This is a genomic window from Nocardia sp. SYP-A9097 (assembly GCF_009649815.1).
GTDB lineage: Bacteria > Actinomycetota > Actinomycetes > Mycobacteriales > Mycobacteriaceae > Nocardia.
In genome coordinates, this window is record NZ_WJIC01000006.1 from 192,459 (window position 1) to 217,790 (window position 25,332).

The following is a 25,332-nucleotide window of genomic DNA, read 5'->3' on the forward strand; positions in this document are numbered from 1 at the left end:
CGCAGATCAAGGGCATGATTTGGCTTTCCGGATCGGAATTCTTCGGCTACGGTCGCGTGATCGCGGCGAGCGCGTCGTGCAGCGTCGAGTCGCCGGGCGGGCGGTCATGCCAGCGGGCGGCGATATGACCGTCGGGCCGGACGAGTAATGCCCCGTCCGCGCCGAGATCGCAGGCATCGGCGTGCTCGCCGGTGAGTGGCTCGAGACGCAGCGGCCACGGGGCGGTGGATGCCTGCCATCGGCCGGGGTCCGGGGTGAACAGGGTGAACCATTCGCCGAGTGTGTCGAGGGTGCTGCGCTCGGGAGCGAGCCAGAGATGTGGCATTCGGTGACCGGGTAGCGGTGTGGGAATGTAATCCGTTCCGGTGGCCGCTGATTCGTCGGCGCTGCCGTCGTCCAGCACCGCATCCGAGCGGTACACGACGCCGAGCACCAGCCCGAGCTGTGCGAAATACTGCTCCGACCAGGGTAATTCGACTATGCCCGGATCCGCACCGAGCAGCGTCTGTTCCTGCCGCCTGCTCTGCACCTGCAGGGTGAGCTGGGTATTGGCGACCGTCTGACCGAGCGTGCGCTGAGCCACCGGTAGCCGTTCCGCCGCATAGCTTTCCAGCAGTCCCGCCCCGGCCCACCCCCGCAGTACGCCCGCCAGCTTCCAGCAGAGATTGTGTACATCCGCGATACCGGTATTCATTCCGAGCCCGCCGATAATGGGCATGGCATGTGCGGCATCACCCGCCAGCAGTACGCGCCCCGCCCGAAACCGTTCGGCGACAGTCGCATTCATCGCCCAGTGCTGCACCCGCAATACTTCGATCGAAATATCGTGATCCGGTCCGAGTGCCCGCGCGACGTGTGCACGCCAATCGCTGCCCGCCGTATCGTCCGGTGTGCGCACTAACCAGGCCCAGCCGTGGTCGGGATAGAGCGGGCCGAACAGCCCGTTCATGGTGAAGTAGACCCCGGCGGGCTGGTCCGCACACCATCGATCGAGGTCGGCATCGAAGACGACGGTGGTGAAATCCGCCAGCACCCCCGGACCGGTGGTGCCGATTCCGAGCCGTTGCCGCACAGTGGAATTCGCCCCGTCGGCGGCGATCAGCCAGCGCGCCCGCACCGTGCTCGGTGCGCCCTGTTCATCGAGTACCGCCTCGACACTCGCACCGGTTTCACGCAGATCCACGAGCTCGACCCCGAATCGCATGGGAGCCCGCGCCGCATCCAGCAGCGCGGGCTCCAGTCGATCCTGTGAGGTGACGATCCCGATCTCCGGGCTCTCCGCGATCGGTGCGTGCACCCCGACCATCGCCGCACTCGCGAAGTCGGGGTGCTGCATACTGTCGCGAAACCGAATACGCCCGTACTCCGGCGCGAAGGCCCGGGCGGTCATCCCGGCGGCCAGGCCGAGCCCGCGATAGATCTCCATCGTTCGCACATTGACCAGCCGCGATCGCGGAAACGGCGCTAACTCCCGATGCTTCTCGACCAGCAGCGTCCGGACGCCCCAACGTTCCAGTAGCGCCCGGGCGGTGAGCCCGACCGGCCCACCCCCGACGATCAATACCTCGACCTCGGCGTTCGCCTCCGGCATCACACCAGTGTCGCACCGGCCGCCGGGGTGGGTGGCCGCGGGTCACACCATGCCGGGGGCTCCGGGGAGGCCGAAGGTGTGGTCGCCGAACATGACGTAGGCGCGTTCGGCGTCATTGGTGGCGTGAACGCGGGCAGCGTGCGCGTCGCGCCAGAAGCGTTGCAGTGGAGTGCCTTTGACCAGGGCGGTAGCGCCGGAGGCGGCGAAGAGCTGGTCGATGGCGCCGACCGAGCGCTGGGTGGCGCGGACCTGGTCGCGGCGGGCGGCCATGCGCAGGTCCATGGGGATGTCCTGACCGGCCAGGACCAGTTCCCATTCGGCCCGCAGGTTGCCGGCGAGCTGGCGCCAGGCGGCGTCGATATCGCTGGCGGCCTCGGCCACGCGCACCTTGATGAACGGGTCGTCCTTGGCGTTCTCGCCGAGGAAGGCGGCGCGCACCCGCTTGCCCTGATGCTCGACGAAGGCGGCGTACGCGCCCTGCGCCATACCCACGACGGGGGCGGAGATGGTGGTGGGCATGATGGTGCCCCAGGGCATGCGGTACAGCGGTTCGGTATTGACTTCCGCTCCGGGAGAAGCGAATTCGTTCATGACGAGGAAGGACAGGAATCGGTGTTCGGGGACGAACACGTCCTCCACCACGATGGTGTTGGAGCCGGTGCCGGAGAGTCCGATCACATTCCAGGTCTCGTCGATGCGGTACTCGGCGCGCGGAATGAGGAAGGTGCCGAAATCGGCGGGATTGCCGTCGATCATGACCAGACCGCCGACGAAGGCCCAGTCGGCGTGTGCGCTGCCGGAGGAGAAGGCCCAGGAGCCCTTGACGATATAGCCGCCGTCCACTTTGGTGCCCGAGCCCATCGGTGCGTACGAGGAGCTGATTCGTACGTTGGTGTCCTCGCCCCAAACATCCTGCTGCGCTTGCTGATCGAAGAGTGCCAGATGCCAGTTGTGCACCCCCACGATGCTGGCCACCCAACCGGTGGAGGAGCAGGCGCTCGAGAGTATGCGGACGCAGTCGTACAGCACGACCGGCTCGGCCGCGTACCCGCCCCACTGGGTCGGCTGCATGAGCTTGAAGAATCCGGTGTCCTGTAGCGCCTTGATGCTTGCTTCGGAGACCTGGCCCCGGTCCTCGGTGTCCTGTGCGCGCTCGCGCAGCTCGGGCAGTAGTGCCTGGACTTTCTCGACCACTTCGTGCGTCACGTGAGTTGCCCCCACCTTCGATTAAACAGAAACCAACGTGTTTTCAATCGTGACGGTAGCGGGTACTTCTGCTCCGTGCGCGCGGAAATGCGCCGACGGCAACACCTTCCGCGCTCGGTCGGCGGGAAGGTGTTGCCGTGGAATCGATCCGGAGTTAACGAGTTGCCGGGGGTTTACCAGTGCGTGCCGGGTACCAGTCGCGCGGCTCGGCGCAGCGCCGTCCCGGTGACCCGCAGGGCGGGTGGCGTGCTGCGCCGACGGCGTTGCGGCACCACGATCTCCACCGCCTCGGTCTCCGGTTCGACGACCGTCTCGCCTTTGGCCGCAGGCGAATCCGGAATGGCACGGTAGTACCGGTGCAGCACGCGCTCCTTGATACCGGGCGCGATGAGGGTGCCGTACTCGGCGAGCGTGCCCAGCGGCACATCGATGCGGCGCGGGCGTTCGCTGAGCGCACGCACAATGGTCGCCGCCGCCCACTCCGGCGACTGGGTGGAGGTGCCCTGATCGCCGCTCGGAGTGATCATGGGGGTACGCACCAGCGGCATGTGGATGGTGGTGAAAGTGATGTTGTCGGTGCGCATTTCGGCCGCGGTCACCTCGGCGAACATATCGAGGGCGGCCTTGCTGGCCAGGTAGGCGGCGAAACGCGGGGTGGCCACCTGTACGCCCGCGCTGGAGATATTCACGATGTGCCCGAATTTGCGTTCGCGCATCTGCGGCAGCAGGGCCAGGGTCATGCGCACCGCGCCGAAGTAGTTGACCGCCATGGTCCGTTCGAAGTCGTGCATGCGATCGGTGGAGCGGTGCACGGCGCGGCGGATGGAGCGGCCCGCATTGTTGACCAGCATGTCGATGTGTCCGTGCTGGGACAGGATGAGCGTGATCACGGCGTCCACCGAGTCGGCGTCGGTGATATCGCACTGGTAGCCGTGTGCTTCGCCGCCGGCGGCCTCGATCTCCTCGACCACGTCGGCGAGTTCGTCGCCGCGGCGGGCGAGTAGGAGCACGATCGCGCCCTTCTCGGCGACGGCCACGGCGGCCGAGCGGCCGATGCCGGAGGACGCGCCGGTAATGACAATGTGCTTGCCGGTCAGGTCGCGGCTGGCGCGCCGACGGGCCAGGTAACCCGAGGTATCGGTCATCACTGCTCCCTTGCAGATCGAATTGCCTAGAACTTACTCCTAAGTAAGTTCCGGTGCCAGGAGTGGGCGGGGAATGTCCGGGACGCATCGGGGCGACCTTGTACAGACCGTTCGGTTGGGTCTCCTATACTGCCACCAGAGATCGAATGTATGTTCGATGCGCTGTGTTGATAGAGGTGGAGGAGGGGCTGTGGGCTGGCATAACGCTCCGCCGACCTGGGCGGAACTGGAGCGCGTGCTCTCCGGCCGCCCCGATCCCGCCCGGCATATCGACGGCGACGGCGGCGACAGCCCCGCCTGGTCCCGCAAACGTGAGAAATACGAGGCCGTACCCCTCACCCGCGCCGCGGGCCCCAAGGTCCCCTACGCGGAACTGCACACCCACTCCGCCTACAGCTTCCTCGACGGCGCGTCCCCACCCGAAGAACTGGTCGAGGAGGCCGTCCGCCTCGGCCTCGAAGCCCTCGCCCTCACCGACCACGATGGTTTCTACGGCGTGGTGCGCTTCGCCGAAGCCGCCCGCGAATGGGGTATGCCCACGGTCTTCGGCGCCGAGCTATCCCTCGGCACCGCCGCCCGCGCGAGCGCGCACCTGGCACCGCGAGGCGTGCGGGGACGCGGCCGGCGCGGGGAATCCGCCCCTGCTGTCGAGGCGACCGCCGAGGCAACGGGGCGACGGGGCGGCCCGGCGCGAAAAGGCGGGGGTGGCGAGAGCGGCGCCGCTGGGGCTTCCGGTAGCCGAAATAGCAAGGGTGCGAGCACTTTCGGCGATGGCACGTGGTCCGATTCCGCGCCGCGCACCGGTGCGCCGGATCCCGTCGGGCCGCACCTACTGATCCTGGCGCGCGGGCAGGAGGGGTATCGGCGGTTGTCGCGGGAGATGGCGGCGGCGCATATGGCGGCGGGGGAGAAGGGGATCCTGCGGTACGACCTGGATCGGCTCACCGAGGCGGCGGGCGGGCACTGGCATGTGCTCACCGGATGCCGGAAAGGGACTGTGCGGCAAGCGCTTACGCAGGGGGATGCCGCCGGTGAAGCCGCGCTGCGAGAGTTGATCGAGCGGTTCGGGCGCGAGCATGTGAGTGTGGAGCTCACCCATCACGGGATTCCGGAGGACGATGAGCGCAACGCCCGGCTCATCGCGCTCGCGGATCGGGTCGGCCTGCCCGTATTGGCAACCACCGGAGCGCATTTCGCCGCACCACCGCAGCGGCGGCGAGCCATGGCGCTGGCCGCCATTCGTGCCCGGTCCAGCCTGGACGAGATGGCGGGCTGGCTCCCCCCGACCGGTGGCGCGCACCTGCGCTCCGGTGCGGAGATGGCCCGATTGTTCGCAGCGCATCCGCGAGCGGTCGCGAATGCTGCTGCGCTGGCGCGGGAATGCGCCTTCGATCTGCGGTTGATCGCGCCGCAGCTACCGCCGTTCGATGTGCCCGACGGGCATGACGAGAACTCCTGGCTGCGCGAGCTCACCATGCGGGGTGCGGGTCGTCGCTACGGTTCGCGCGCGGGTAATCCGAAGGCGTATCAACAGCTCGAACATGAGCTGGAAGTGATCGGCCGACTGAAGTTTCCGGGCTACTTCCTGGTCGTGCACGATATTGTCAGCTTCTGCCACACCAATGACATCCTGTGTCAGGGGCGGGGTTCGGCCGCCAACTCGGCTGTCTGCTACGCCATCGGCATCACCAATGTGGATCCGGTCGCCAATAAACTGCTGTTCGAGCGCTTTCTCTCGCCGGTGCGGGACGGCCCGCCCGATATCGATGTGGATATCGAATCGGATCGGCGAGAGGAGGCGATCCAGCACGTCTACACCAAGTACGGGCGTGAGTATGCCGCGCAGGTCGCCAATGTGATCACCTATCGCGGTCGCTCCGCGGTGCGCGATGCCGCACGCGCACTGGGGTTTTCGCCCGGTCAACAGGACGCGTGGAGTAAACAGGTGAGCCGCTGGACCGGCGTCGCCAAGGAGGAGCACACCGAGATACCGGCCGACGTGCTCGGGCTGGCCGGTGAATTGGAGGGCCTGCCAAGGCATTTGGGCATTCACTCGGGCGGCATGGTGATCTGTGATCGCCCCATCGCCGATGTCTGCCCGACGGAGTGGGCGCGCATGCCCGGCCGCAGCGTCCTGCAATGGGATAAAGACGACTGTGCCGCAGCCGGTTTGGTGAAATTCGACCTGCTCGGCCTCGGCATGCTGTCGGCGCTGCACTACATGATCGACCTGGTGCGCGAGCACAAGGACGAGGTCGTCGAATTGCATCGCCTGGATCTGACCGAATCCGCCGTATACGACATGCTGTGCCGCGCCGACTCGGTCGGCGTCTTCCAGGTCGAATCCCGCGCGCAGATGGCGACCCTGCCGCGTTTGAAGCCGCGCAACTTCTACGACCTGGTGGTGGAGGTGGCGCTGATTCGCCCCGGACCCATTCAGGGCGGCTCGGTGCACCCCTATATCCGTCGCCGAAATAGGCGGGAGCGGGTCACCTACGACCATCCGGCACTACAGAATTCGCTCGAACGCACCCTCGGTATCCCGCTGTTCCAGGAGCAGCTCATGCAGATGGCCGTGGATATCGCCGGTTTCACCGCCGCCGAGGCCGATCAACTGCGCCGCGCCATGGGCTCCAAACGCTCCCCGGAGAAGATGGAGCGGCTACGTGAACGCTTCTACGACGGCATGCGCGAGCTGCACGGCATTACCGGCGATATCGCCGACCGCATCTACGAGAAGGTGTACGCCTTCTCGAATTTCGGCTTCCCGGAGAGTCATTCGCAGAGTTTCGCCTCCCTGGTGTTCTACTCCTCCTGGTTCAAACTGCATCATCCGGCGGCGTTCTGCGCGGGTCTGCTGCGCGCCCAGCCGATGGGTTTCTACTCCCCGCAATCGCTGGTGGCCGATGCCCGGCGGCACGGGGTGGTGGTGCACGGCCCGGATATCAACCACAGTCTGGCGGAGGCGACCCTGGAGGCGGAGGGTATGCAGATCCGGCTCGGCCTGGGCGCGGTCCGCAGTATCGGCACGGAGCTGGCCGAGAAGATCGTCGAGGCCCGCACCGCCGGTCCCTACGCGTCCTTCCTAGATCTCACCGGCCGCGTGGAATTGACTGTGCCGCAAGCGGAATCGCTGGCCACGGCGGGTGCGCTGGACAGTCTCGGCGGCACCCGCCGCGAAGCCCTCTGGGCGGCCGGAGCCGCCGCGGGCGAACGCCCCGACCGCCTCCCCGGCATAGGTGCGGCCGTGCAAGCCCCTGCCCTCCCCGGTATGAGCGCCCTCGAGCTGGCTGCCGCCGACGTCTGGGCCACCGGTGTCTCCCCGGGGAGCTACCCCACCGAATTCCTCCGCCCCCAACTCGATGCCCTGGGTGTAATCCCCGCCTCCCACCTACTCGGAATCCGCGATGGCACAAGGGTTCTGGTGGGCGGCGCGGTAACCCACCGGCAGCGCCCCGCCACCGCCGGCGGTGTCACCTTCCTCAACTTGGAAGATGAGACCGGCATGGTGAATGTGGTCTGCTCCGTGGGCCTCTGGGCCCGCTACCGCCGCCTGGCCCAATCCGCCCCCGCCCTGCTCATCCGAGGCCGAGTCCAAAACGCCGAAGGCGCGGTCACCGTGGTAGCCGACCACCTTCAGCGCATGAACCTCCGCATAGAGGGCCGCTCCCGCGACTTCCGCTGACCCACGAGACAATCCATCGACAGCGGATTCGAGAGGAGTCAACCGTGCCCACCGTAATCAGGGCCACCATCAAACCCAACAGCAAAAAGGGCCCCCTCGTGGAAACCCTCGAAGACGGCACCCTCCAGCTCTACGTCCGCGCCCCCGCGGTAGAAGGCAAAGCCAACAAGGCCGCCATAGAACTCCTCGCCACCCACCTCGGCGTCCCCAAGTCCGCGATAACCCTCACCGCCGGCGCCACTTCCCGCTTCAAACGCTTCGAGATCGCCGACTGATACAGCTCAGAATTCGAGTTCGTCCCATGGGATGTGGATCGGGAAGGGGTGGTCGAACTCGATGCCATCGGCGTCGGCGTGTGTCCACTCCCCGATGGCCAGGTAGTTGGCTGTCCAAAGCGGGTGGACACCTGCGGGTAACTCCCCCGGCTCGGCCTGAAGACCGAACGCCCGCACTCTGGCGATCGCACTGGCTTCCTCTGCCAGGGATACCTCCCAGTACCAAGGGATTCCGGCGTTCGCGTAGCGGCTCTTCTTCGCTTCCATATCGGACGAGGTGTTGGAGGGGGAGAGGACTTCGCCGACCAGGACCGCATCGGTGGCGCGCACCTCCTGGTACGGGGATTCGAGGCAGCGGTGAACCAGAAAGTCGGGCGTGAGGAAGTCCGACTTACCGGTAGGGCGCAGAAAGACGTTGGTCTCCGTCGTGGCGCGCCAACAGTGTTCGGGCTGGTGTGTCGAAGCCTCTCTCGCGCACCTGCGTAATCCGCTCCACAGCAGATTTGAAAATGTTTGGTGCTCGGCAGGTCCACGCCGCACCCAGACAACCCGGCCGTCCCATAGTTCGATCTGTTCCGCGATCTCCTCGGGAAGCTGCTCGAGCTCCTCCCAGGTCATGTATTCGGGAAGTTCGGGTTGCGCATACGGAATCGCCACGTCGTCAGGATAATTCGGCATATCCGCAGCCCTCCGGGTTTTTCGCAGCTAGGACGGTTTAGTCCCTATTGTCGCGCACCTTGGCTGCTGGCGGGCCGCTCGTGCGGCCGCCTGTCACTACACCGCGCCCGGGAAACCTTGCTGCCGCCAAGCTTCGTAGACCGCGACGGCGGCGGCGTTGGAGAGGTTCATGGAGCGGCGGCCGGGGAGCATGGGGATGCGGAGTTGGTCGGTGATGCGGGGGTCGGTGAGGACCTCGTCGGGGAGGCCGGTGGGTTCGGGGCCGAAGAGTAGGACATCGCCGTCGCGGTAGGCGATGTCGGTGTTGCGGGTCGTGGCGGTGGCGGTGAAGGCGAAGACGCGGGTGGGGTTGATGGATTCCCATGCGGCGCTGAGGTTTTCGTGCACGGTGACCGAGGCCAGGTCGTGGTAGTCCAATCCGGCCCGGCGTAGTTTGGGCTCGGACAGGTCGAAGCCGAGGGGTTCGATCAGGTGCAGCGCGCAGCCGGTGCCGGCGGCCAGCCGGATGGCGTTGCCGGTATTGGGCGGGATGCGCGGGGAGAAGAACACCAAATGGAACACGCCCACCAGCATTGCAGAGGACGACAACCGTATTGTTCGCAGCCCGCGCGGATCGGGTCGCAGCGAGGGCCTGTGGGAGAGCCGGGCCGGTTAAGCTCTGGGGCGTGAGTCCAGCCCATGCCGCCCCTTCGGGTACCACCAGCCGGTTCGGTCAGTCCGTGCGTGACAATTTGCCGATGGTGCTGATCGGTGCCGTATTGGTGGTGGCGGTGGTGTTCCTGGCGTGGGATCGGTGGCGGCGCGGGACGTTCTTCTTCGGCGGGGCCGCATTGCTGGCGGCGGCGTTCCGGTTGCTGTTGCCGACGGGGAGGGTGGGCTTGCTCGCGGTGCGAAGCAAGCCCTTCGACGTGGGGTGGTTGACGGTGATGGGAAGTGTGATCATCGTGCTGGCGGCGACCATCAACAGCCTGGGCGTCACCTAGCCGATGTCAGGCGGTGGTGAGGCGGCGGCCGAGTTCGCGGCGAAGGATTTCCTGGTCGGGTAGGCGGTGTAAAACGCGCAGCACGGCGGGGCGTAATTCGTGTTGTTCCTCATCGGAGAGCAACGCGACCAGATCGCGCAGATCCATGTCATCGAAGGCTGCTGTCATGTTGCATACCTTACGGTGCGGCGCCGTTTCAGTCACGACATCGGCGTGTCGGTTACCGAGGTGTCATCGTCGCGAAACCGGCAGTGCGTCAAGATAATTCATACGAAACAGGCGTGACTCATGGAGCGCCCGCGGTCATTGCACCGCGGGCATCCAGGATCGATCAGCGGCGCGCCGCGCGCGCCAATTCCATGGTCTCGGCCATGAGCTTGCCGACCGCTTCGGTCTCGGTCAGGAAGCCGTCGTGGCCGTCCCGCGAATGCACGATCTCCAGGCCCTTGCAGCCGGGCAGCAGATCGGCCAGTTCCTGCTGATTACGCAGCGGATACAGCCGATCGGAGTCCACGCCGCCGACCACGACCGGCACCGGGGTGCCGGCCAGCGCCGCCGCGATGCCGCCGCGCCCGCGGCCCACGTCGTACCGGTTCAGTGCCTCGGTGAGCAGCACGTAGGTGGCCGGATCGAAGCGCGCGATGAGCTTGTCGGCCTGATACTCCAGATAACTCTGCACCGCGTAACGTCCACCCGCCCAAGGGTTTTCGTCACCCTGGGCGTGGTTCTCGAAACGGTGGTCGAGTTCGGCCTCGGCGCGGTAGGTCAGGTGCGCCATGCGGCGGGCCAGACCCATACCGGTCATCGGGGCGCGCCCGGTGCCGTAGTAGTTGCCGCCCTGCCAGTCCGGATCGGCTTTGATAATGGCGATCTGGGTGGTTTGCTGGCCGATCTGATCGGCCGTGGCGCGAGCACTGGCCGCGAGCACCAGTGCCGCCCCGACGCGTTCGGGATAGTCGATCATCCACTCCAGGACCCGCATACCGCCCATGGATCCGCCGACGATCGCGGCCAGCCGGTCGATGCCGAGCCGATCGAAGAACTGCGCCTCCGCGGTCACCTGATCGCGAATGGTGTACTCGGGAAACCTTCCGCCCCAAGGCTTTCCATCCGGCGCCAAGGAGGACGGCCCGGTGCTGCCCTTACAGCCGCCGAGCACGTTCACCGCGATGACACACCATTCCCGGGTGTCGACGGGCTTGCCCGGGCCGATCGTCCCGTCCCACCAGCCGGGGGAGTCGTGATGCACATCGGCTGGGCCGATCACATGCGAGTCACCGGTCAGCGCATGCTCCACCAACACCACATTGTCGGCGTTCGCGGATAGTTCGCCCCAGCGTTGCACGGCCAGCGTCACATCGGGAATGACAATGCCGCTCTCCAGCAGCACATCCCCGATGGCAATGCTGCCGAGCGTCCCGTCCGGCGGCGGTAGTAGTGCCGCCGCCGTCGGAACGGTCGTGCCGGATTCGGTATTCGCGGTCAATTTGCGGCCGCCGTCAGGCCGGCGCGCAGGTCCGCCAGGATGTCGTCGATTCCCTCGATACCCACGGCCAACCGCACCAGACCAGGGGTGACGCCGGAGGCGAGCTGCTCCGCGGGTGTCAGCTGGGAGTGGGTGGTGGAGGCAGGGTGGATCACGAGCGAACGCACATCCCCGATGTTAGCGACATGGCTGTGCAGTACCAGCGCGTCCACGAACTTCTTGCCCGCGTCGACGCCGCCCGCCAATTCGAAGGAGACGATCGCGCCGACGCCCTTGGGTGCCAGTTGTTTGCCGCGCTCGAACCAGGGGGAATCGGAAAGCCCGGCGTAGTAGACCTTCTCGATGCCCGGCTGCTGGGTGAGGAACTCCGCCACGGCCTGCGCGTTGGACACGTGCCGCTCCACCCGCAGGCTCAGCGTCTCGATGCCCTGCGCGATCAGGAAGGCATTGAACGGCGCGACCGCCGCACCCAGATCGCGCAGCAGCTGTACCCGTGCCTTCAACGCGAACGCCGGTGCGCCCAGTTCGGCGAAGACCACGCCGTGGTAGCTGGGATCGGCGGTGGTGAAGCCCGGGAACCGTGGCGTGCCGTCGGCATCGGTGACGGTCCAGTCGAAGGTGCCGCCGTCCACGATCGCGCCGGCGACGGCCGAACCGTGTCCGCCGAGGTACTTGGTCGCGGAGTGCACCACGATGTCCGCACCGTGCCGCAGCGGCTGGATCAGATAGGGCGTGGCAACGGTGTTGTCCACGATCAGCGGCACACCCGCCGCGTGCGCGACACCTGCGACGCCCGGGATATCCAGAATGGAGCTGCTCGGATTCGCGACGGTTTCGCCGTAGAACGCTTTGGTATTGGGCCGCACGGCCGCTTCCCACTGCGCCAGATCGTCCGGATCCTCCACGAAGCTGACCTCGATACCCAGCTTGGGCAGCGAGTAGTGGAAGAGGTTGTAGGTGCCGCCGTACAGATGCGGACTGGAGACGATGTGATCGCCCGCCTCCGCGAGATTCAGGATCGCGTAGGTCTCCGCGGCCTGCCCGGAGGCCAGCAGCAGTGCGGCCACACCACCCTCCAGGGCGGCGATACGCTGCTCCACCACGTCCTGGGTGGGGTTCATGATGCGGGTGTAGATATTGCCCGGTTCGGCGAGTCCGAAGAGCGCGGCGGCGTGATCGGTATCGCGGAAGGCGTACGAGGTGGTCTGGTAGATCGGCAGTGCGCGCGCGCCGGTGGTGGCGTCGGGGGCTTGGCCGGCATGGACCTGCCTGGTCTCGAAGGACCAGTTGGCGGGGTCGATGGACGCGGTCGAGTCACTCATGTCGTGCTCCAGGAATGCAGATCGCCTGAGCGGCGGAGGTGGACGTTATCGGAAGGCGAATTGGCTTCGACAACAACACATCTCGGGTCCTCCTACAGTGCGCTTGCGCTCGGCCTTCGAGCGCCTGGTCCTCACCCGGAGCACCCCGCCGCTGCTGGAGGGTTGCCGATCAGCGAGCCGGGGCTTTGCGCTGATGCTCTTGACCTTGGCGGAGATTCTAACGGGGCGGCGCAACAGCCGTTGCCACGGGGAGGGCACAACTGCGTGTGAACTCTTCGAAGGCCGCCTCGACATTCTTGATGAGGTCGCGGCCCGAGACGGGGGTGGAGCAGTCCGGGAGTGTGGAGTTGCCGTCGAAGTCGCACTCCATGCCGATGCGCGCGATGGCGTGCCAGGTGGTCGCGATCACCTGGACCTGCATGGAATTCGGGTCGGTGCGCAGGCGTTCGGCGAGCACGGTTGTCATGGCGCGGGTTTTGCCGTCCGCGGTCTGCAGGCTCTGCGCGCGGACCGTCGGGCTGCTCTGGGTGATGCGCTGCATCTGCTGGAACCAGCGGAACGGCACCGGATGGTCGCTCTCGATGACCTGTTCGACGAAGGCGGTGAATCCATTGAGCAGCGCCTGCAGTTCGTTGCCGGTAATCGGTTGTGCGCGTAGCTGTTCCGCCAGTGCGATGCCCACCTCTTCGATGGGGGCGATGACGATCGCCTCTTTGCTGTCGAAGTACCGGTTGATGGTGCGCGGTGAGACATCGGCCGCGTCGGCGATCTGCTCGACGGTGGTGGCGTCGAAGCCCTGGGCGTCGCAGAGTCGCAGCGCCACATCGATGATCCGGGTGCGGGTCTGCTGCTTCTTGCGTTCGCGCAGGCCGGGACGGTGGCGCTCCAGCAGATCGGCGTGCATCGACGACTCGGACATACCGCCATTGTATAGCCGCACTGTTCGATTGTGACGTTAACGGCCAACTGTCTGGCTGCGACATTTTTCTCTTGACGTCAAATGTCCGGGAGTGTCACGATGGAACGGGCTGTTCGAACCACTCCCCGAGGAGACGGCATGACCACTGGGACGGCGAAACTCGCGCCCAATGAAACATCAAGTCCGGCAAGCGCTTCCAAGCGCTGGCTGGCGCTGGGCGTGATCGCCATGGCCCAGCTGATGGTGGTACTCGACGCCACCATCGTCACCATTTCCCTGCCCTTCGCCCAACAGGACCTGGGCATCAGCGACGGCAACCGGCAATGGGTGCTGACCGCGTACACGCTCATCTTCGGCGGGCTACTACTGCTCGGCGGACGGCTGGCCGACTACCTCGGCCGCCGCCGCATCTTCCTGATCGGCCTGATCGGCTTCGCCGCGGCCTCCGCACTGGCCGGTCTCGCACAGAACACCGCGGAGCTGTTCGCGGGCCGCGGTTTACAGGGCGCGTTCGGCGCACTGCTGGCCCCGGCGGCACTGTCGCTGGTGTCGGTCACCTTCACCGAGGCCAAGGAGCGGGCGCGCGCGTTCGGTGTGTTCGCGGGTGTCTCGGCGGGTGGCGCGGCCATCGGCCTGATCGTCGGCGGTGCGCTCACCGAATACGCCAGCTGGCGCTGGTGCCTGCTGGTGAACACTCCCATCGCATTGCTGGCGTTCGCGGGTGCGATGGCGTTCGTCGTCAAGGACACTCCGGCCCCGCGCACCGGCGGCTACGACCTGCCCGGTGCGATCACCGCGACGCTCGGCTTGGTCTCGGTGGTCTACGGGTTCAGCCGCGCGGCCGATGACGGCTGGGCCGCGGCCAGCACGCTGTCACTGCTCATCGTGGGTGTGGTGCTGCTGACCGCCTTCGTCGTCATCGAGCAGCGTTCGGCGAATCCGCTACTGCCACTGCGTATTCCGGGTGAGATCAACCGGGGCGGCTCGTTCCTGGTCGCGCTCATCACCCCGATCGCCATGTTCGCCATGTTCCTGAATCTGAGCTTCTACATGCAGATCACGCTCGGGTACTCGGCGCTGAAGGCGGGCACGGCGTTCCTGCCGTTCCCGATCGGCATTGTCATCTCGGCCGGTATCGCCAGCACGCTGCTGCCGAGGATCGGGCCGCGGCCGATCATGCTGGCCGGTGCGGTGCTGGGCACGGGTGGTCTGCTGTACCTGGCTCAGCTCTCGCTCGGGGACAGTTACTCCGCTCATGTGCTGCCCGCGATGCTGCTCATCTCGCTCGGTATGGGTGGGTTGTTCGTGGCCATGCAGGCGACCGCGCTGCATCAGGTCGACGAGAAGGATTCCGGGGTGGCCAGTGCGCTGCTGAACGCGGCTCAGCAGGTCGGTGGTTCCATCGGCACGGCATTGCTGATGACGCTGTCGGTGCAGGCGACCGAACGGTATGCCCGCGGTAACCCGACCGTCGACAGTTTGGTGGCGCGGGCCTCGATCCACGGTTACGACGTCGCGTTCTACGCGGGTGCCGGTTTCTTCCTGCTGACGATTCCGATCATCGCGTTCATGATTCGCGATAAGCCGGAGAATCTGCTCGAAGGTGGCGAGCACGTGCACGTCGGAGTCTGATTTGTCCGATCCGCACCCCCGTCGTGCCATGCGCGGCGGGGGTGCGGCATGTCGTGGATCACCCGGGAACTACTTGTGAGTAATTGAAGGCGGGGTCCCGCACAGCGGGGGCTGCCCGTGCGGTGAGGTACATAGCAGCAGTACGCTCGTCTTGTTTGGCGCCACGGACGGCGCGGACCTGGTACCAGAGGTCCCGCAGGAAACGCCGGGCATATACGTTGTTTGTTGATACAGCCGGGGTTCCCGCTCACAAGCGTGCTCACCTGGCCGTGCAATGGGAGCACCACCTTCCTAGGAGGACACGAAGTCCATGTCCAAGATCAAGGTTGAAGGGACTGTCGTCGAACTCGATGGCGACGAGATGACCCGGATCATCTGGCAGTTCATCAAAGAAAAATTGATCAACCCGTACCTCGATGTGAACCTCGAGTACTACGACCTCGGCATCGAATACCGCGACAAGACCGATGATCAGGTCACCGTCGACGCCGCCAACGCCATCAAGAAGCACGGCGTCGGCGTCAAGTGCGCGACCATCACTCCGGACGAGGCCCGGGTGCAGGAATTCGATCTCAAGAAGATGTGGCGGTCGCCGAACGGCACCATCCGCAATATCTTGGGCGGCACCATCTTCCGCGCGCCGATCATCATCTCGAATGTTCCGCGACTGGTTCCGGGCTGGACCAAGCCGATCATCATCGGCCGTCACGCTTTCGGCGATCAGTACCGCGCCACCGATTTCAAGGTGCATCAGGCCGGCACCGTCACCCTGACCTTCACGCCGGAGGACGGCTCCGAGCCGATCCAGCACGAGGTCGTCCGCATGCCCGAAGACGGCGGCGTGATCATGGGTATGTACAACTTCCAGGATTCCATCCGCGATTTCGCGCGTGCCTCGCTGAATTACGGCCTGCAGCAGAACTACCCGGTGTACCTCTCCACGAAGAACACCATCCTCAAGGCGTACGACGGCATGTTCAAGGACACCTTCGAAGAGGTGTACCAGACCGAATTCAAGAAGGAATTCGACGCCGCCGGTCTGACCTACGAGCACCGTCTCATCGACGATATGGTCGCCTCCGCTCTGAAGTGGGAGGGCGGTTACGTCTGGGCCTGCAAGAACTACGACGGCGATGTGCAGTCCGACACCGTCGCGCAGGGCTTCGGCTCGCTCGGCCTGATGACCTCGGTCCTGCTCACCCCGGACGGCCGCACCTGTGAGGCCGAAGCCGCGCACGGCACGGTCACCCGCCACTACCGCCAGTACCAGCAGGGCAAGCCCACCTCCACCAACCCGATCGCCTCGATCTTCGCGTGGACCCGTGGCCTGGCGCACCGCGGCAAGCTGGACAACACCCCCGAGGTCATCGGCTTCGCCCAGACCCTCGAGGATGTCGTCATCAAGACCGTCGAAGACGGCCAGATGACCAAGGACCTCGCCCTCCTCGTGGGCGGCGACCAGGGCTACCTCACCACCGAGGAATTCCTCGGCGTGCTCGACGCCAACCTGGCCCGCACCCTGCGCTGAGTCCAGGGCGTTTCGGCGCCCAGGACGCTCCGGCGTCCGAAACTCGCGAACCGATGGCGGCCGGGACCGATCGTCCCGGCCGAGACCATCGATTCGCCACCTACATTCCGGGCACCTGCCCTCGCCACTCTCCGGCGGAGCGGGTGCCCGAACTGTTTTCCGGGCCGGTTCCGCCGCGGTCACGAAACAGTCATAGGGGGTGCGAGAGGCTGTGCCCGGCCTGTGGTGAAGGAGGAGATGTGTCGGGTATCGGGAGTGATTTACGGCGGGTGGTTCGGGGGCGGGTGCTCGCGGTGGGGGAGGAGGGGTTCGAGGGGGCTCGGGTGCCGTGGAATTCGGCTGTGGAGCAGCGGGTTTCGGCTGTGGTCGAGGTTGCCGACGCCGGGGATGTGGCGGCTGTGGTGGAGTATGCGGCCAAGGTCGGGGTGGCGGTGACCGCGCAGGCTACGGGGCATGGGGCTTCGGAGGCCGCGGAGGGGACCGTATTGGTGAAAACCGTTGCGCTCGACGGGATCGAGGTGGATGCGCGACGGCGATCGGCTCGAGTGGGGGCGGGGACGCAGTGGGGGGCGTTGTCGGAGCGGACCGCGCCGCACGGGTTGGTGGGGGCGGTGGGGAGTTCACCCGTTGTCGGGATTGCGGGGTACACGCTCGGGGGTGGGATCGGATGGTTCGCTCGCAGTAGGGGATTCGCGGCGAATGCGGTGCGGGCGGTGGAGTGTGTCGTCGCGGACGGGACTCACATGCTGGTGACAGCCGAGACCGATCCGGAGCTGTTCTGGGCGCTACGGGGTGGTGGCGGCGATTTCGCGGTGGTGACGGCACTGGAGTTCGATCTCTTCGAACACGGTGCACTGTACGGCGGGCGGATGATGTGGCCGGCCGATCGGGCCGAGACCGTGCTCGCGGCGTATCGCGAGGCCGCCCTCGAAGCCGCTGAGGGACTGAGCATTTGGGTGACGCTGATGCAGTTCCCGCCGTTTCCGCAGGTGCCGGAGGTGCTGCGCGGGAAGGCCATGATCGCGGTGGATGTGGTTGCGGCAGGGGAGGTTACGGCTCCGCTGCGCTGGTTCGAGGCGATCGCGGGGGTGGTGATGGACAATCGGCGTCCGCTGGATGCCACCGAGCTCGGCGGTATCTGCATGGAACCCACCAATCCCAGTCCGGCTCGTGTTCGAGGCGAACTCCTCACCGATTTCTCCAGCCATGTCACCGATGTCCTGCTGAATGTCGCCGCCCCGCAACGTTCGGTGAGTCCGCTCGCGCTGGTCCAGGTCCGGCATCTCGGCGGTGCGTTGCATCGGCCGCCTGTGGATGCCGGAGCCGCGGGCGGTATTCGCGAGCCCTATCTGCTGTCCATGCTCGGTCCGGTACCGACGCCCGAGCATGCCGCCGTGGTCGCGGAGCGGCAGCAGGCGGTCGTTTCGGCGCTGCATTCGCATGTGTCGGGGCGGAAGCCGTTGACCTATCTGGATGGCGGTGACTCCGCGGCCGACGCCTTCACACCGGACACCGTCGTGCGGCTGCGGTCGATCAAGCGGCGGTATGACCCGGAGGGCGCTATTCGCGGGAGCTTCCCCGTCTGAACCCCTTCGCCCGCAGTGCACCTGTGGCGGTGATTCGCCGTAATCTCCGCCACCAGTGCACGCTCGCGGGCGTGGGTGAGGGGAGTCACCGTGAAATGGGGATGGGGGAGTGGGTCGGGGGTGTTGCGCAATTTCATGGCGAACTCTGTACCGGGCGTGGATGTGGCTGTCGAGGCAGCCGATGGGGTGGGCTCGGTGGTCGCCGAACGGCGGTGGCCGGTGGCGGCGATTCTGGCGCTGGCGCTGGGTGGGTTCGGGATCGGGACGACCGAGTTCGTGACCATGGGGTTGTTGCCGAATATTGCCGACGATATGAATGTGTCCGAACCTGTTGCGGGGCATATTGTTTCGGCTTACGCATTGGGTGTGGTGGTGGGCGCGCCGGTGATCGCGGCCATGGCGGCGCGGGTGGGGCGCAAGCGGTTGCTGATCGCTTTGATGGTGGCGTTCACGGTCGGTAACGCGGCCAGCGTGATCGCGCCGACCTTCGCCACTCTGACCGCCGCCCGGTTCGTCTCGGGTCTGCCGCACGGCGCGTATTTCGGTGTCGCTTCGCTGGCGGCGGCTTCGCTCGCGCCGGTGGGGCAGCGGGCCAAGGCGGTTGCCGCGGTTATGCTCGGATTGAGCGCCGCCAATGTTGTCGGCGTTCCCGGAGCTACTTGGCTGGGTCAGCATCTGGGCTGGCGGGATGCCTTCGTGGTGGTGGCAATCATCGGATTGGCCACGGTGGCGGCCATTTTCAAGTTCGTGCCGGAGCTGCACGGTATTCGCCTGACCGATCCGCGCACCGAGTTGGGCGCACTGCGCCGCTCGCAGGTGCTGCTCACGCTGGTGGTCGGCGCGGTCGGATTCGGTGGCATGTTCGCGGTGTACACGTACATCACCACCACCCTCACCGATGTGGCCGGAATGAGTGTCGGCCTGGTGCCGATCGTGCTCATGCTGTTCGGGCTGGGCATGGTGGCGGGCAATATCGTCGGTGGTGTGCTGGCCGATCGCGGGGTGGACAAGGCGATCTTCGCGGCACTGCTCGCCATGGTGGTGATTCTCGCGGCTTTCGTTGCGGCGGCGCACAATCCGTTCACCGCGGCGATCGGGGCGTTCTTCATCGGCGCCTCGGGTGCGGCGCTCGCACCGGGTTTGCAGACCCGGTTGATGGATGTGGCGCATGATGCGCAAACCCTGGCGGCGGCGCTCAATCACGCGGCCTTGAATATCGCCAACGCCGCGGGCGCGTGGCTCGGTGGAGTCGTCATCGCCGCGGGACTCGGCTATACCGCGCCTGCGGTGGTGGGTGCGGGCCTGGCGGTGCTCGGCACCCTGCTCTTCACCGCGACAGTGGCAATTGCACGTCGACAGCAAACTCGGAGTTACGCTGATTCATGATCGGCCGATCGCGTGTGCTCGTCCATCCGGACGAAGCTCAGGTACGAAAGGACCCGTCGTGACCAAGTCCCGCTTCGCCGGTTTTGCTGCCGGTTTGCTTCTCACCCTTGCCATTCCGACCGCCGCCGTGGCCAATGCCGACCCGGTGAGCTGCGGTCCCGATCTCGGCAGCTGTGCGACCAAGTGTCAGCAGACGGTCGGGAATCCCAAGATCCGACTGATGGACTGCACCAACAGCGATTCGGGCTGGTACTGCGACGCGTGCTCGTACAACTCGTCGCAGTAGCTCCGGCTCGCAATCCGGCCGCGAACATACACGGGTGTATGTAAGTGTAATATCCGTCGTATGACCAGGTCCGCCGTCTCGAAACCGCCGCGTCGCACCCAGGAGCAGCGCAGCACCGAGACCCGGATTCGACTGCTGGACGCCACCATCGACTGTCTCGTCGAATTCGGGTACGCCGGCACCACCACTCCGCGCGTCGCGGAGCGGGCCGGAGTCACCAGGGGTGCGCAGGTGCACCATTTCGGATCCAAGACCGATCTGGTGGTGGCGGCCATCAGTCATCTCGCGCAGCGCCGCACCGAGGCCGCCATGCGGGAGATCACGCGCGTGCGGGCCGGTGACGATCCCCTCGGCGACATGCTGGAATTCATGTGGGAGCTGCATCAGGGCCCGCTGTTGATCGCGGCCATCGAGCTGTGGGTGGCCAGTCGCACCGATCCGGTGCTCGCGGCCGAGATGGAGAAGGTCGAGCCGTTCGTCAATAACGCCGTGCTGCTGGCGGTGGCGCAGCTGGTGCCGAATGAGATGCAGCGCAAGAGTGTTCGCGACTTCGCGTACACCGCCATGGATACGCTGCGCGGCATCCTGGTCGCGAACTTCATCTCCCCCGATCCCGATCGCGGGCATCGACGCTGGGTGCGCGCCTCCGCGCAACTGCGCTTGGCAGCGGAATCGACTGTGCCGGATCTGCATATCGCCGAGTGATCGCGGCGACTTTCACCAGCTCTGCTGTATGTTCCACATCCCGCGCTTGGACTGCTGATCTTGGGCTTTCGGCGCTCGATTCGCGCCGCCCCCTTGCTGACTTACATACAGCTTTGTATGTTTGTTTCAACCGGCCGGGAGGCGGGCGGCCCGATGTGAGGAGTTCGATGGCGAACAAGGTCTACGTCGTCGGCGTCGGTATGACGAAGTTCGAAAAGCCGGGGCGACGCAAGAACGAAGACGGCAGCAACTGGGACTACCCGGATATGGCACGCGAATCGGGCACCAAGGCCCTGGAAGACGCCGGCCTCGACTACCGCGAGATCGAGCAGGCGTACGTCGGGTACGTGTACGGCGAATCCACCTCCGGACAGCGCGCCGTCTACGAACTCGGCATGACCGGCATCCCGGTGGTGAACGTCAACAACAACTGCTCCACCGGATCCACCGCGCTTTACCTTGCGGCACAGGCGATTCGGGGCGGCCTCGCGGACTGCACCCTGGCCCTGGGCTTCGAGAAGATGCAGCCCGGCTCACTCGGCTCCAGCTACGACGACCGCGAGCAGCCGATGGCCAAGCATGTGCTGGCCCTGGCCGAGATCTCCGAAGTGCTGTTCCCGGTGGCCCCGTGGATGTTCGGCGCGGCCGGACGCGAACATATGCAGAAGTACGGCACCACCATCGAGCACTTCGCCAAGATCGGGTACAAGAACCACAAGCACTCGGTGAACAATCCGTACGCGCAGTTCCAGGAGGAATACTCCCTGGAAGACATCCTGGCCTCGCGAATGATCTACGACCCGCTCACCAAATTGCAGTGCTCGCCCACCTCGGACGGCTCCGGCGCGGCGATTCTCGCCAGTGCGGAATTCGTGGAGCGACACGATCTGGCGGCGCAGGCGGTGGAGATCGTCGGCCAGGCGATGACCACCGATTTCCGATCCACCTTCGACGGCAGCGCCGAGAACCTCATCGGCTACGACATGAATGTGCAAGCGGCAGAGAAGGTTTACGCCCAGGCGGGACTTGGTCCCGAGGACTTCCAGGTCATCGAATTGCACGACTGCTTCTCCGTCAATGAACTACTGCTGTACGAGGCCCTGGGACTGTGCGAGGAGGGTCACGCCGGTCAGCTCATCGACGAAGGGCAGACCACCTATGGCGGCAAGTGGGTGGTGAACCCCTCCGGTGGACTCATCTCCAAGGGACATCCTTTGGGCGCAACAGGTTTGGCGCAGTGCAGTGAACTCACCTGGCAACTGCGCGGCGCCGCCGGCAAGCGGCAGGTCGGCAATGTCACCGCCGCGCTACAGCACAATATCGGCCTGGGTGGCGCGGCGGTCGTCACCGCCTATCAGCGCGCCGACCGCTGAAACACCCTACATCGCAACAAGACTCGACGAGGAGCGCCTCTCATGGGACATATCGAAGCCAGCAGGGACCTGACCGCCGGCCCGGACGCCCTGTGGGCCGTCGTCTCCGATCCGCAGACCTGGGACCGGTGGTTCTCCATTCACGAGCGCTGGCTGGAGGAGCCGCCCGCCGCGCTGGCGCCGGGCTCCAAGCTGGTCGCCAAGATCCTCATGCTCGGTATGGCGAACAAGATCGAATGGGTGGTGGAGAGCGTCGACACCCCGAATCGGCTGGTACTCAGCGGAACCGGCATGGCGGGGGTGAAGGTGCAGTTCGCCTTCGACATCCAGCCCGAGGGTGCCGGCAGCAGGTTCGCCGTCTCCGGTGACTTCGAGGGCGCGCTCATCAAGGGCGCACTCGGCAAGGCGGTCGAGAAGGACGGCCTGAACCAGCTGGACAAGACCCTCACCGCGCTCGACGCGCTGGCGACGGCGGCAAGCCAGTGAGAGGACAAGGCGAGATGACGGGTACCGCAGTCGAATTCACCGCATCGGGCCTGAATGCCTGGAGCGATGAGGAGCCCTTCGAGGTCACCGGTGAACGGCTGGCCGAATACGCTGCCGCCACCAACGATCCCATCGAAGCGCATCTGAAAGGCGAAGTGGCAGCGCCGATCTTCGCCATCGTCCCGGTCTTCGAAGCCATGATGATGCCGGTGCTGGAAGTCGTGCCGATGAATATCTTCGGCCGAGTCGTGCACGGCGAGCAGGACTTTCACTTCCACCGGCCGATCAGGCCCGGCGACCGGCTGATATCGCGAGCCAAGGCCATCGGCTACGAGGGGAAGGACAATGGCTCGACCATCACCATCCTCATCGAATGCCGGGCGCAGGACGGTGAACTCGTCAATGAGCAGTATCTGACGGCGTTCTTCCGGAATGTGAACGCGGGCCCGAAGGTTGGCGACGGCGCGCCGGCACATCGCTTCGATCCGGCGCTGACCGAACAGCCGCCCCTCGCGCGGATCGCCGCGCACGTGGACCTGAATCAGACCTTCCGATACTCGCCCGCCTCCGGTGATCCGGTACCCCTGCACCTGGACGAGCAGGTCGCCAAGGATGCCGGACTGCCCGGCATCATCGCGCACGGTCTGTGCACCATGGCCATGTCCTCCTGGGGCGTGCTCGCCGCGGTTGGCGGCTCCGATGTCGCCCGGCTGCGCCGCTTCGCCGTGCGCTTCTCCAAGATGGTCTTCCCCGGTGACGACCTGGAGACCCGGATCTGGCGCCGGAACGCCGAAAAGGGGGAAACCACCTACGCATTCGAGACCGGCCGCGGCGGCGACCTGGTCCTCACCGACGGCCTCGCCGTTATCGCCGACTGATTCGTGAAGGAGCGGGATATGGGTGCACTCGAAGGACGGGTCGCCGTCATCACCGGGGCCGGGCGCGGTATCGGCCGGGAACACGCCCTGCTGTTCGCACGGGAGGGCGCGGCGGTGGTGGTGAACGATCTGGGTGGCAGTAATGCCGGTGTAGGCAGTGATGCCGGACCCGCGCAGGAGGTGGTGAACGAGATTCTCGCCGCAGGGGGGCGAGCCATCGCGAACACCGGCGATGTCGCGGACTGGGCGGGCGCGAAAGACCTTGTCGACCAGGCTGTCTCGGAATTCGGACGGCTGGATGTGGTGGTGAACAACGCGGGCATACTGCGCGACGCCTTCATCGCCGGAATGGATGAGGCGCAATGGGATTCGGTGATCGCCGTGCACCTCAAAGGGCATGCGGCGGTACTGCATCACGCCGCCGCGTACTGGAAGGATCAGTCCAAGGCGGGTAATCAGCCCACCGCGGCGGTCATCAATACCGCGTCCGCCTCGGGCACCACCGTGCCCAATGCCGGGCAGGCGAACTACGGTGCGGCCAAGGCCGGTATCGCGGCGCTCACCCTGGTCGCGGCCGATGAGCTGGCCCGCTATGGCGTGCGCGTGAACGCCATCGCGCCCATTGCCCGTACGCGTCTCACCCTCGCCACACCCGGTATGGGCGCGATGCTGGCCGCCGAGGCGGATGCGTTGGAGGAAGGTGGTTTCGATGCCTTCAGTCCTGCCAATATCTCCCCGCTGGTGGCGTACCTTGCCACCGAGAAGTGCCCGATCACCGGGAAGGTATTCGCCGTACAGGGCGGGGCCATCTCCGAACTGGCGGGCTGGCACGACGTGAAGACCATCGAAACCGAAGGCCCCTGGCTGCTCGACGATATCGCCGGCCAACTGCCCTGAAACCACTTGGAGAACAACGATGTTCGAATGGTCCGAGACCGATGAACTGATCCGTGACGCGGTACGGACCTTCATCGACAAGGAGATCCGCCCGCACCTGGAAGCCCTCGACAGCGGTGACATGCTGCCGTACCCGATCCTCCGGAAACTGTTCAGCCAGTTCGGAATCGACACGGTGGGTGCGGAGGTGGTCGCCGAACTCATTGCCAGGCAACGCAAGCGGGAAGAGGCACGCGCGGCGGGCGAACCGCTGCCGGAGAAGCCCGGGAAGAAGTCCGGCGACGGTGGCCCGTTCGCCGGGCAGGAATCGATGATGGCGGTACTCATCAGCGAACTCTCCGGCGTCTGCATGGGCGTGGTCACCGCGCTGGGCGTGAGTATCGGTCTCGGCGCGACCACCATCATGTCGCGTGGCACCCTCGCGCAGCAGGAACGCTGGCTCGCCGATATCGTGACCATGAAAAAGGTTGCGGCGTGGGCGATTACCGAACCCGACTCCGGCTCGGACGCCTTCGGCGGTATGAAAACCTATGTGCGCCGCGATGGTGACGACTACATCCTCAACGGTCGGAAGACGTTCATCACCAACGGCCCGTACGCCGATACCGTCATCGTCTACGCCAAACTCGACCAGGGCGACGGCGGCGGCAAACGCGACCGCAAGGTGCTGACCTTCGTACTCGACAAGGGTATGGCGGGTTTCACCCAGGGCAAACCGTTCAAGAAGATGGGCCTGCACGCCTCACCCACCGGTGAGCTGTTCTTCGACAATGTGCGCCTGTCCCGGGACCGGCTGCTCGGCGAGACCGAACAGCATGAGGGCGGCGACGGAAGGGAAAGCGCCCGTTCGAGTTTCACCGCCGAACGGGTCGGCGTCGCCTTCATGGCCTTGGGCATCGTGAACGAATGTCACCGGCTCAGTGTGGAATACGCCAAGACCCGCAAGTTGTGGGGCCAGGAGATCGGCCGCTTCCAGCTGATCCAGCTCAAACTGGCGAAGATGGAGGTCGCCCGCATCAATATTCAGAATATGGTCTTCAATATTCTCGAACGCGGCCGTGCCGGTAAACCACCGACCCTCGCCGAGGCGTCGGCCATGAAGCTGTACTGCTCCGAAACCGCCACCGAGGTAGCCATGGACGCCGTCCAGCTGTTCGGCGGCAATGGCTACATGTCGGAGTACCACGTCGAGCAACTCGCGCGAGATGCCAAGTCGCTCATGATCTATGCGGGCAGCAATGAAATCCAGGTCACGCATGTGGCGAAGGGACTGCTCGCCTGAGGC

The 25,332-nt window shown here is 65.8% G+C and carries 23 protein-coding genes and 1 riboswitch; of the genes, 14 read left to right on the forward strand and 9 right to left on the reverse strand.

Features of this window, described 5'->3' with window-relative positions; all coding sequences use genetic code 11:
- Positions 1-46: 46 nt before the first annotated feature.
- The 3 genes from GFY24_RS15180 to GFY24_RS15190 form a co-directional block, all read right to left on the reverse strand.
- On the reverse strand, positions 47-1,591 hold the full coding sequence (locus GFY24_RS15180) for an FAD-dependent monooxygenase (protein ID WP_153805691.1): 1,545 nt from the start codon (positions 1,589-1,591) through the stop codon (positions 47-49).
- 42 nt (positions 1,592-1,633) lie between these two features.
- Positions 1,634-2,797 carry a 3-hydroxy-9,10-secoandrosta-1,3,5(10)-triene-9,17-dione monooxygenase oxygenase subunit gene (hsaA, locus tag GFY24_RS15185; RefSeq protein ID WP_309230875.1) on the reverse strand — a complete coding sequence of 388 codons (1,164 nt, stop codon included), beginning with the start codon at positions 2,795-2,797 and terminating at the stop codon, positions 1,634-1,636.
- Positions 2,798-2,970: 173 nt separating this feature from the next.
- Complete coding sequence (locus GFY24_RS15190) at positions 2,971-3,942, reverse strand: SDR family NAD(P)-dependent oxidoreductase (protein ID WP_153805692.1); 972 nt, start codon at positions 3,940-3,942, stop codon at positions 2,971-2,973.
- A 190-nt stretch (positions 3,943-4,132) separates the two neighbouring features.
- Here GFY24_RS15190 and GFY24_RS15195 point away from each other — a divergent pair, with 190 nt between their 5' ends.
- Complete coding sequence (locus GFY24_RS15195; protein ID WP_309230876.1) at positions 4,133-7,627, forward strand: error-prone DNA polymerase; 3,495 nt, start codon at positions 4,133-4,135, stop codon at positions 7,625-7,627.
- A gap of 44 nt (positions 7,628-7,671) precedes the next feature.
- Positions 7,672-7,902 carry a DUF167 domain-containing protein gene (locus GFY24_RS15200; protein WP_309230877.1) on the forward strand — a complete coding sequence of 77 codons (231 nt, stop codon included), beginning with the start codon at positions 7,672-7,674 and terminating at the stop codon, positions 7,900-7,902.
- Between the two features lie 6 nt (positions 7,903-7,908).
- Here the strand turns inward: GFY24_RS15200 and GFY24_RS15205 are convergent, their stop codons facing one another.
- Complete coding sequence (locus GFY24_RS15205; protein WP_153805878.1) at positions 7,909-8,520, reverse strand: Uma2 family endonuclease; 612 nt, start codon at positions 8,518-8,520, stop codon at positions 7,909-7,911.
- Positions 8,521-8,676: 156 nt separating this feature from the next.
- On the reverse strand, positions 8,677-9,153 hold the full coding sequence (locus GFY24_RS15210; RefSeq protein WP_153805694.1) for a tRNA (cytidine(34)-2'-O)-methyltransferase: 477 nt from the start codon (positions 9,151-9,153) through the stop codon (positions 8,677-8,679).
- A gap of 164 nt (positions 9,154-9,317) precedes the next feature.
- Between GFY24_RS15210 and GFY24_RS15215 the strand changes: the two genes are divergently transcribed.
- A complete protein-coding gene (locus GFY24_RS15215) occupies positions 9,318-9,563 on the forward strand; it encodes a DUF3017 domain-containing protein (RefSeq protein ID WP_153805879.1) in 246 nt (81 codons plus the stop codon).
- A gap of 6 nt (positions 9,564-9,569) precedes the next feature.
- On the opposite strand, the gene GFY24_RS41105 is transcribed toward GFY24_RS15215, so the two are convergent.
- From GFY24_RS41105 to GFY24_RS15230, 4 genes are all read right to left on the reverse strand, one after another.
- Positions 9,570-9,731 carry a hypothetical protein gene (locus GFY24_RS41105; protein WP_194852884.1) on the reverse strand — a complete coding sequence of 54 codons (162 nt, stop codon included), beginning with the start codon at positions 9,729-9,731 and terminating at the stop codon, positions 9,570-9,572.
- Positions 9,732-9,894: 163 nt separating this feature from the next.
- Positions 9,895-11,049, reverse strand: a complete 1,155-nt coding sequence (locus tag GFY24_RS15220) for a homoserine O-acetyltransferase (protein WP_153805695.1) — start codon at positions 11,047-11,049, stop codon at positions 9,895-9,897.
- Positions 11,046-12,371 carry a bifunctional o-acetylhomoserine/o-acetylserine sulfhydrylase gene (locus GFY24_RS15225; protein WP_153805696.1) on the reverse strand — a complete coding sequence of 442 codons (1,326 nt, stop codon included), beginning with the start codon at positions 12,369-12,371 and terminating at the stop codon, positions 11,046-11,048. Before GFY24_RS15225 ends, GFY24_RS15220 begins: the two co-directional genes overlap by 4 nt.
- A gap of 94 nt (positions 12,372-12,465) precedes the next feature.
- Positions 12,466-12,576: riboswitch (SAM riboswitch) on the reverse strand.
- Between the two features lie 12 nt (positions 12,577-12,588).
- Positions 12,589-13,290, reverse strand: coding sequence for a TetR/AcrR family transcriptional regulator (locus tag GFY24_RS15230; protein ID WP_153805697.1), 702 nt, complete (start codon positions 13,288-13,290; stop codon positions 12,589-12,591).
- Positions 13,291-13,428: 138 nt separating this feature from the next.
- Here GFY24_RS15230 and GFY24_RS15235 point away from each other — a divergent pair, with 138 nt between their 5' ends.
- The 11 genes from GFY24_RS15235 to GFY24_RS15285 all read left to right on the forward strand — a co-directional run bounded on the left by GFY24_RS15235 (position 13,429) and on the right by GFY24_RS15285 (position 25,329).
- Positions 13,429-14,922, forward strand: coding sequence for an MFS transporter (locus GFY24_RS15235; protein WP_153805698.1), 1,494 nt, complete (start codon positions 13,429-13,431; stop codon positions 14,920-14,922).
- 310 nt (positions 14,923-15,232) lie between these two features.
- On the forward strand, positions 15,233-16,450 hold the full coding sequence (locus GFY24_RS15240; protein ID WP_153805699.1) for an NADP-dependent isocitrate dehydrogenase: 1,218 nt from the start codon (positions 15,233-15,235) through the stop codon (positions 16,448-16,450).
- A gap of 239 nt (positions 16,451-16,689) precedes the next feature.
- Positions 16,690-18,036, forward strand: coding sequence for an FAD-binding oxidoreductase (locus GFY24_RS15245; protein WP_309230878.1), 1,347 nt, complete (start codon positions 16,690-16,692; stop codon positions 18,034-18,036).
- Positions 18,037-18,171: 135 nt separating this feature from the next.
- Positions 18,172-19,422 (forward strand): MFS transporter, encoded by a 1,251-nt coding sequence (locus tag GFY24_RS15250; protein WP_153805701.1) that lies wholly within the window; start codon positions 18,172-18,174, stop codon positions 19,420-19,422.
- Between the two features lie 58 nt (positions 19,423-19,480).
- On the forward strand, positions 19,481-19,708 hold the full coding sequence (locus GFY24_RS15255) for a hypothetical protein (protein ID WP_153805702.1): 228 nt from the start codon (positions 19,481-19,483) through the stop codon (positions 19,706-19,708).
- A 60-nt stretch (positions 19,709-19,768) separates the two neighbouring features.
- Complete coding sequence (locus GFY24_RS15260; protein ID WP_153805703.1) at positions 19,769-20,413, forward strand: TetR/AcrR family transcriptional regulator; 645 nt, start codon at positions 19,769-19,771, stop codon at positions 20,411-20,413.
- A 167-nt stretch (positions 20,414-20,580) separates the two neighbouring features.
- Positions 20,581-21,786, forward strand: a complete 1,206-nt coding sequence (locus GFY24_RS15265; protein WP_153805704.1) for a lipid-transfer protein — start codon at positions 20,581-20,583, stop codon at positions 21,784-21,786.
- A gap of 42 nt (positions 21,787-21,828) precedes the next feature.
- Positions 21,829-22,272 (forward strand): SRPBCC family protein, encoded by a 444-nt coding sequence (locus tag GFY24_RS15270; protein WP_153805705.1) that lies wholly within the window; start codon positions 21,829-21,831, stop codon positions 22,270-22,272.
- 14 nt (positions 22,273-22,286) lie between these two features.
- Positions 22,287-23,150 (forward strand): MaoC/PaaZ C-terminal domain-containing protein, encoded by an 864-nt coding sequence (locus GFY24_RS15275; protein WP_153805706.1) that lies wholly within the window; start codon positions 22,287-22,289, stop codon positions 23,148-23,150.
- An 18-nt stretch (positions 23,151-23,168) separates the two neighbouring features.
- Positions 23,169-24,047, forward strand: a complete 879-nt coding sequence (locus tag GFY24_RS15280) for an SDR family oxidoreductase (protein WP_153805707.1) — start codon at positions 23,169-23,171, stop codon at positions 24,045-24,047.
- A 19-nt stretch (positions 24,048-24,066) separates the two neighbouring features.
- Entirely contained in the window at positions 24,067-25,329 is a 1,263-nt protein-coding gene (locus tag GFY24_RS15285; protein ID WP_153805708.1) for an acyl-CoA dehydrogenase family protein, read from the forward strand.
- Positions 25,330-25,332: the final 3 nt, after the last annotated feature.